Annotated in this window: 8 protein-coding genes; 3 read left to right on the plus strand and 5 right to left on the minus strand. The window is 74.9% G+C overall.

Features of this window, described 5'->3' with window-relative positions; genetic code table 11:
* Positions 1-25: 25 nt before the first annotated feature.
* Both RIF68_RS19335 and RIF68_RS19340 read right to left on the minus strand, forming a co-directional pair.
* The gene (locus RIF68_RS19335) at positions 26-664 is read right to left on the minus strand and encodes an endonuclease (protein WP_309052532.1); all 639 of its coding nucleotides are present in this window, start codon (positions 662-664) and stop codon (positions 26-28) included.
* A gap of 41 nt (positions 665-705) precedes the next feature.
* On the minus strand, positions 706-1,746 hold the full coding sequence (locus RIF68_RS19340) for an amidinotransferase (protein WP_309052538.1): 1,041 nt from the start codon (positions 1,744-1,746) through the stop codon (positions 706-708).
* A 346-nt stretch (positions 1,747-2,092) separates the two neighbouring features.
* Between RIF68_RS19340 and RIF68_RS19345 the strand changes: the two genes are divergently transcribed.
* From RIF68_RS19345 to RIF68_RS19355, 3 genes are all read left to right on the plus strand, one after another.
* On the plus strand, positions 2,093-2,503 hold the full coding sequence (locus RIF68_RS19345) for a VOC family protein (RefSeq protein WP_309052533.1): 411 nt from the start codon (positions 2,093-2,095) through the stop codon (positions 2,501-2,503).
* A 236-nt stretch (positions 2,504-2,739) separates the two neighbouring features.
* On the plus strand, positions 2,740-3,135 hold the full coding sequence (locus RIF68_RS19350; protein WP_309052539.1) for a DUF1801 domain-containing protein: 396 nt from the start codon (positions 2,740-2,742) through the stop codon (positions 3,133-3,135).
* A gap of 81 nt (positions 3,136-3,216) precedes the next feature.
* Complete coding sequence (locus RIF68_RS19355) at positions 3,217-4,788, plus strand: carboxylesterase family protein (protein ID WP_309052534.1); 1,572 nt, start codon at positions 3,217-3,219, stop codon at positions 4,786-4,788.
* Between the two features lie 46 nt (positions 4,789-4,834).
* On the opposite strand, the gene RIF68_RS19360 is transcribed toward RIF68_RS19355, so the two are convergent.
* The 3 genes from RIF68_RS19360 to RIF68_RS19370 all read right to left on the minus strand — a co-directional run.
* A complete protein-coding gene (locus tag RIF68_RS19360; protein ID WP_309052535.1) occupies positions 4,835-6,064 on the minus strand; it encodes an FAD-dependent oxidoreductase in 1,230 nt (409 codons plus the stop codon).
* Positions 6,065-6,175: 111 nt separating this feature from the next.
* Positions 6,176-7,120, minus strand: coding sequence for an RNA polymerase sigma-70 factor (locus tag RIF68_RS19365; protein WP_309052536.1), 945 nt, complete (start codon positions 7,118-7,120; stop codon positions 6,176-6,178).
* Between the two features lie 100 nt (positions 7,121-7,220).
* On the minus strand, positions 7,221-7,928 hold a 708-nt coding region (locus tag RIF68_RS19370), incomplete at its 5' end, for an NIPSNAP family protein (RefSeq protein ID WP_309052537.1).

A 7,928-nucleotide genomic window follows, 5' to 3' on the forward strand; every position in this document is an offset into this window, starting at 1 on the left:
GTCCGTACGTCTCCGGGCGGGCCGGTCAGGCGTCGCGGAGCTCCCGCACCGCGTCCTTCGTGAGGCTCACGCGGACGAGAGCGGCGGCGAGCCGGGCCAGGTCGTCACCCGGCACGAGCTCCGCCAGGCCGGCCGGGGTGGTGGGCAGGCCGAGGTCCCCGGCCGCCGCCCGTGAGCGCGCGTCGAAGAAGGGCCGTACCTCCGGCCACACCGCCTGCGCCTCCCGGCAGAAGATGTCCGCGCCGACCGGCCCGATCCGGGGCACCTCCCGCACCAGCGCGCGCAGCGCCGCCGTGTCGCCGGCCGCCTCGGTGCGGAGCCGGCGCAGGTCCCCGTGGAAGCGGTCGAGCACCACCCGGGCGCCCTCGCCGAGCGCGGTCGCGGTGCTCTCGTCGTACCGGACGTACCGCGCCCGTCCCAGCGCGTCCACCCGCTCCCGCCAGGCGGAGGCGGCCATCGCCCGGGGGGTGCGCAGGCCAGCCGCCCACAGCTCGCGGGCGGCGGCGGTCGCCGTCCCGGCCCTGATCCGGACCGAGAGGAGGACGGTGAGGACGAGCAGCCGGTACAGCGGCGCGGGCTGGTCGTGAAGGGTGATCCCGGCCTCTTCGGCGTAGGTGCGGCCGTGCACGCGGAGCAGCCTGCCGACGAGCCGGTCGGTGTCCATGGAGCTGGTCTCCCGGTGGTGGGGGGCGGTCGGGCTCGCGTTCAGTCGGTGTACGACTCCAGGGTGCCGCGCCGCCGCAGGTCGAGCGTCGCGCAGTGGAAGGAGCCGCCGAAGGGCGCGTAGTGCATCAGGTCGCACGGGACCGGTTCGAAGCCCCAGGACTCCAGGGCGCGGAGCATGCCGGTGTGGTGGCGTTCCGCGACGACCCGGCGCTCGTCGAGCATGAGGACGTTCATGCTGAGCCACGTGCCGCACATGGAGGTGACCTTGAGCAGCCGGTCGTGGATCGGGTCGGGCGGCGGGGCGACCAGGATGTCCCAGTTGCGCAGCACGTCCGGCAGCCGGTCGACGTCGACGTACTCCGGGTTCACCAGCACCCGGCCGGGCGCCAGCGGCATGAACGTGGTGTCGATGTGCATGGGGGTGCGGCAGCGGCTCTCGATCTCGTGGATGCGGTAGCCGGGGCCGAGGTGACGGCGCAGCCATGCGATGCCGCTGAGGTTGGTGACGTTGCTGCGCGTCACGAAGAGGTCGCGCCCGGCCCGGACGAAGTCGGCCGCGTCGAAGACCGGCTCGAACTCGGTCAGCAGGTAGCGCATCGGCTCACCGGGCCGGGGGATCCGGAAGTCCGGGTCGAACAGCTCGTCGGTGAGCTGCGGCCTCGGTGCCGCCGTCCAGCGGGCGCCGCGCCGGAAGCAGTCCTTCAGGAGGGTGCGGTAGGCGTGGGTCTCGAAGTAGCGGCAGGGCCAGGCCATCGGCGTCTCGATGATCTCGTCGCCGACGACGAGCATGCAGTCCCGGGGGCAGGCGGTGCAGAAGCCGTGCGAGGACCAGTCGGGGGTGCTGAACCGCTGCCGGTGGTCGACCGGGTCCGGCCGCCGCACGGTCACGCCGGCCGACTCCAGGAGGGCGATGAAGCCGTCCAGCTCCTCCTGTGCCCGGTCGAGCAGTGCCCGGGGGTAGCGCAAGCCGGCCGCGAGTCCCTGGAGCCTGGCCGCGAAGCGCGGAATGTTGCAGCTCACGGCGGGGTGGCGGGAGGGGATCGTGGCACCGTCGAGACGGCCGACGACGACCTCCTCCAGCGGGTCCCACTCGTTGTGCGACCGGACGGGCGGTGCGGCGGTCGCGGCGGCCGGGCTGCCTGCGGAGCCGGTGCCGGCCGGGCCGCAGGTGGTGCTCGGGGTGGTCGTGCGGCCCCCGGGGTCCGTGGTGGGCGCGGTGACCGGGGGCGCGGACGTCGCGACGGCGAGGGACGGCTCACTCCGGAAGCGGGGCACGGTTGCCTCCTGCTGCGGTCGGCGGCGGAACACCGCGCGAGTGCCCCCTTCGCGGCCCCCGCATGCGCGGGCCGCCTGCCGAGGGGTCCTGTGCCCCATCGGTCAGGATTCGAGAAGCGCGGGCCGGGGGGCCGCGCCTAACGTTTCCGTCATGGACCTCACCATTCACACCACCGCCCTCCCGCACACCGACCCGGACGCCTCCCTGGCCTTCTACCGGGACGTTCTCGGCTTCGAGGTGCGCAGCGACGTCGGCCAGGGCGCGATGCGCTGGATCACCGTCGGTCCCGCGGGCCGGCCCGGTACGTCCATCCTCCTGGCCCCGCCGGCCGTCGACCCCGGCATCACCGAGGCCGAGCGCCGCACCATCACCGAGATGATGGCCAAGGGCACCTACGGCTGGATCCTGCTGGCCACCCCCGACCTGGACGGCACCTTCGAGAAGATCCAGGCCACCGATGCCGAGGTCGTCCAGGAGCCGACCGAGCAGCCGTACGGCATCCGCGACTGCGCCTTCCGCGACCCCGCGGGCAACCTGATCCGCATCCAGGAGCTGCGCTGATGTGCCTTCCCGGATGGGCGCGCGCCCGCACCGAGGCGCACCTGACCGCCTTACGTGCCCGAGAGGTACGTGACGTCCCCGCACCCCGCACCGAGTCGTACGAGAGGGAACCCGCCATGGCCGGCACCGCGAGCACCACGAACACGTCGAAGACCGCCGCCGAGAAGAAGGCGGGGAAGAAGACCGCGGGGAAGCCGGCGTCGTACGACGGCTTCACGGAGGAGGAGCGGGAGGCGATGAAGGAGCGCGCGAAGGAGCTGAAGGCCTCCTCGCGCCGCACCTCGCGTGCCGAGAAGGCCGCCGCGGCGGAGGCCGACGTCCTGGCGAAGATCGCCGAGATGCCGGACGGGGACCGGGTGCTCGCCGAGCGGATCCACGCCCTCGTGAAGGAGAACGCCCCGGAGCTGGAACCGAAGCTCTGGTACGGCATGCCGGCCTACGCGAGGGACGGCAAGGTCGTCTGCTTCTTCCAGAGCGCCCAGAAGTTCAAGACGCGGTACGCGACGCTCGGCTTCAGCGACCTGGCCCGGCTCGACGACGGTTCGATGTGGCCGGCCGCCTACGCGCTGACCCGCCTGTCCCCCGCGGACGAGGCCCGCATCGCCGAACTGGTGCGCAGGGCCGTCGCCTGAGGCCCTCCCCCGGACGGCGCTCGCGGGACGGAGGATCCCGCACCCGTGACCGGGCACCGTGCGCCCGGAAGACTGGGCCGCATGAAGAAACGATCAAGCGGTGACCGGGCGGGCACGCACGGCGGGAAGGACGCGCCGCGCGGATCCGGGCCGGTCCTGCGGACGGTGAGCGGTCCCGTACGGGGCCGGGAGGCCGCCGGCGGTGTCGTCGCCGTCCTCGGCATCCCCTACGCGGCCCCGCCCTTCGGCGCCCGCCGGTTCGGTGAGCCGGAGCCGGCGGCGCCCTGGAACGGCGTCCGGGACTGCACGGCCTTCGGCCCCGTCGCCCCGCAGTCGGCGGAGCTGCCGGGCGCGCCGGTGTGGCGTCCCGGGGACGAGGACGTCCTCACCGTCAACGTATGGGCACCCGAGGACGCGGCCACCGGCCCCGGGCCGCTGCCGGTGTTCTTCTGGATCCACGGCGGCGCCAACACCTTCGGCTCCTCCGCCCAGCCCGACTTCGACGGTACGGCCCTGGCCCGCGCCGGCCTGGTCGTCGTCAGCTGCAACTTCCGCGTCGGCTTCGAGGGCTTCGGCCACGTCCCGGGCCACCCCGCCAACCGGGGGCTCCTCGACCAGGCCGCCGCCCTGCGCTGGGTCCGCGACAACATCGCGGCCTTCGGCGGGGACCCGGAGAACGTCACCGTCGCCGGACACTCGTCCGGAGCCGGTGCGGTGGTCTGCCTGATGGCCATGGAACGGGCCCGGGGCCTGTTCCGGCGGGCCGTCGCCCACAGCGTGCCCAGCACCTTCCACTCGGTCGCGCTCGCCACGGCGGTCACCGGGAGGATCGCCGCCGCCGCGGGGGTCGCCCCCACGGCGGAGGGCCTGCGGTCGGCATCGCCCGGTGCGCTGGTCGCCGCCTCCGACGCGGTGTCCGCCGCGTGCGCCACCGCCCCCGTCGCCGCCGTCCACGCCTTCGAGTCCGTGATCTTCCAGCCCGTGGTGGACGGCGAGGTGCTGCCCACCGACCCGCTGCGCGCCCTCGCCTCGGGGGCGGCGCGGGACATCGACCTGCTGCTGTGCCACGCGGAGGAGGAGTACTGGTTCCTGCACACCGTCGGAGCCGTACGGGAGGTCACCACCGAGGCGGAACTCGGCGAGCTGGCCCGGGCGCTGGGCCTGCCGGACGGGCTGGCCGACGGCTACGGCGCGGTGATGCCGGGCGCGCCCGTGCTCGACCGGGCCCTCGCCGTCCTCGGGGACGCGAAGTTCGGCGCGTACACCACCCGGCTGGCCGAGACCCACGCGCGGGCCGGCGGCCGTGCCCACCTGGCCCGCTTCGCCCGTGCCCGTACAGGGGTCAGGCCCTGGCACACCGCGGACGTGCCGTTCGCCTTCGGCAACCTGGACGCGCCCGGCGCGGACTTCCTCCTCGGGGGCCCGCCCGAAGAGGAGGACCGCGCCCTCTCCCGCCGTATGCTCCGCGCCTGGGCGGACTTCGCGGCCGGCGGCGAACCGGGCTGGCCGCCGGTCACCGCCACGGCCACCCCGGCCCGCGTCTGGGCGGTCCCGGCCGACCGGCTCGCCGATGTGACCGCGTCCCCGGTCCACGGCCTGTGGCGCTCCGTCCCGTTCGGCCTCCTGCGTCCCCTGCGCGGTACGGACGCCTGACGCCCGGGCCGGAGGGGGCCGGCCGGGGCGTCGGGTCGCGCGGGGGTCAGGCCGAGGCCCCGGTGCGGGCGGCGGTACGGGCGGCCGGGGCCGGGCGCGGGACGAGGCGGCGCCGGCGGGTCGGGAGGCCCGCGGTGGGGTGGGCGACACCCCAGGCGGCGCCCTTGCAGATCAGCTCCTTGTAGCGGGCGGCCAGGCGGCCGGTGAGGACGCTGTCCCGGGCCCGGTCGTCGGCGGTGACGAACTGGATGAGGCCCTCGGAGCGGCCCAGGGAGACGCACTGCTGGAAGTAACGGATGGTCGTCGAGGGGACCTTGGTGCCGGTGAGGCGGGCCGCGATGGCGTCGGCCGCCTGCCAGGCCATCGGGACCCCCGAGGCGCAGGACATGCGCAGCGGCTTGCCGCCGGGGCCGAGGGCGTGGGCGGCGTCACCGATCGCGTACACGTCGGGGTGCGAGTGCGAGCGCATCGAGGCGTCCACGGTGATCTGCCCGTGGTCGGTGGTGTGCAGGGTCGTCGCCCGGGCCAGCGGGTGGACGGCGAAGCCGGTGGTCCAGACGGTGGCGTCGGAGGGCAGGGTGCCGCCCTCGGCGGTGGTGACGCCGTCCGCCGTGACGGCGGTGACCGTGGTGTGCTCGTGCACGGCGATGCCGAGCTTGTCGGTCACCTTGCGCAGGTGGGCGCGGCCCTTGTCGGAGAGCCAGTCGCCGAGGACGCGGGGCGTGGCCAGGGTGACGCGGAGGTCGGGGCGGGCCTCGGCGATCTCGGTGGCGGCCTCCAGGCCGGTGAGCCCGCCGCCCACGACGACCACGGGCCGGCCGGCGCCGAGGGCGGCCAGGCGCTCCCGGAGGCGGAGGGCGCCGGGGCGGCTGGAGACCTCGTGGGCGTGTTCGGCGGCGCCGGGGACCCCGCCGTCGTTCCAGGTGCTGCCGAGGGCGTACACGAGGGTGTCGTACTCCAGCACCTCCGCGCCGCCCGCCGGGGCGGCACCGGCCGGGCCGGCGGGCGTCACCGTGACGGCGCGGCGGTCCACGTCCACACCGGTGACGCGGGCGAGCTTCATCGTGACGCCCGTGCCCGCGAAGATCTCCTCGAACGGCCGGGGCTTCAGCTCCTGCCCGACCGCGAGCTGGTGGAGCCGGACGCGCTCGACGAAGTCGGGCTCGGGGTTGACGAGGGTGACGGTGACGTCCGCGCGGTGCAGCCGCCGGGCGAGGCGGCCGGCCGCGACGGCTCCGGTGTAGCCGGCTCCGAGGACGACGATGCGGTGCTGCATGTGCCTGCTCCTGTCTGCGAGGTTCGGCCGCTGTCTGCGCGGTGTCGCCTCTTGAACCGGACAGCCCGCCGATCCCTGACAGGAGCAGGGCGTGACCTGCGTCACATTGCCTCAGAGCGTGTGGAGCGGCTCCTCCTTTATCGTCCGGGCCGCCCACTGCTCGGTCGCGCGGACGAGCTTGTCCGGGTTGACCTGGCTGCGGACGGCCACGATGCCCTCCGGCGTGACCTCCAGGCAGGTGACCGCGACGACCCGCCCGTCCACGACCGCCACGAACGCCGGCTCGCCGTTGGCCGTCGTGGCGTAGATGTCGGGCGTCCCGCCGACGAGCTTCCGCTTCGCGTCCGCGGGCTTGAACAGACCCCGCAGGAACGTGGCGACCGCGACCGCGCCCTCGAACGCCTTCGCACGGGCCGGCACCTTCCCGCCGCCGTCGCCCACCGCGACGGCGTCCTGCGTGAGCAGCCGGACGAGGGGCTCCGTACGGCCGCTGGTCGCCGCCGCCAGGAACTCCTCCACGATCCGCCGGGCCGCCGCCCCGTCGATCTCGGTGCGCGCCCTGCCGTCCGCGACGTGCTTCTTCGCCCGGTGCAGGATCTGCTGGCTGGCGGCCTCGCTGATGTCCAGGATCTCGGCGATCTCCCGGTGCGGGTAGTCGAACGCCTCGCGCAGCACGTACACCGCCCGCTCGTTGGGCGTCAGCCGCTCCAGCACGACGAGGACGGCGTACGAGACGGACTCGCGCTGCTCGGCCGTGTCGGCCGGGCCGAGCATCGGGTCCCCCGCGAGCAGCGGCTCGGGCAGCCATCTCCCCACATACGTCTCGCGCCGCGCGCGGGCCGAGGAGAGCTGGTTGAGGCAGTAGTTGGTGAGGACCTTCGTCAGCCAGGCCTCGGGTACCTCGATCCGCTCCACGTCGGCCGCCTGCCAGCGCAGGTACGTCTCCTGCACGGCGTCCTCCGCCTCGCTCGCCGAGCCGAGCAGCCGGTAGGCGATGGCCTCCAGCCGGGGCCGCGCGGCCTCGAACCGGTCGGTGTCACTCGTGATCAGCGCCATGCCGCGATCCTAGAGGCGCCGCGCACACGTGCGGCAGGGCCCGGCGGTTTTCTCGGGGAGGGTTCGGGGCCGGCCCCTGGGGGACCGGTGCTCCGGCCCGTCAGGTGATCAGGGAACGCCCGGTGGGGGCGAGCCGCAGCAGCCTGGTCGGGGCGGTCCGTTCCCGGGCGAGGCCCGGCAGGATCTCCGCGCGGGCGTGGGGATGGGCCCGGACGGCGGCGGCGTGCCGGTGGTGCGCGTTCTCGTCGGCGTACGAGAGGAGGACGACGGCCACGTTCTCGCCGGTCCGGACGGGCAGCCGGGTGAAGGTGTTCGGGGCGTCCTCGGTGGAGAGCAGGGCGAGCGGTTCGGGCCCGGTCGCGCGGAGCACCGGCAGGAGTCCGTCCCGGAGCAGTTCGACGCCTTGGTCCCGCCCCGGGGGGAACGACCACAGCACGGCGGCCACGAACCGGTCCGGCGCCGGTGCGCCGACCGGCGGCCGCGCGGCGGGGGAGGCGGGGAAGCCGCTCCCGGCGGCGCGGGGCCGCAGCAGGAGGACGTCGTCGGAGTCGGCCATGGTGGCGTTCGCCCGGGGCCCGTGCGCGGCCCACACCGACCCGCCGTAGAAGTCGGTCAGCGCCCGGTGCCGCACGGCCATGTCGGGAAACCCCCGGAGCCATACGAAGCGGTCGGGGTCGTCCAGGTCCCGGAACTGCCCGAGGACGCTCATCCCCACCGCCTCCTGCGTCTCGGTGAACTCCCGGTCGAACAGCTCGATCAGTTCCTCGCGCCGGCCGGGACGCAGCGTGTAACGGCGCAGTTCGATCAC

This window comes from Streptomyces sp. (assembly GCF_031178505.1).
In the GTDB taxonomy this organism is placed as follows: domain Bacteria; phylum Actinomycetota; class Actinomycetes; order Streptomycetales; family Streptomycetaceae; genus Streptomyces; species Streptomyces gulbargensis.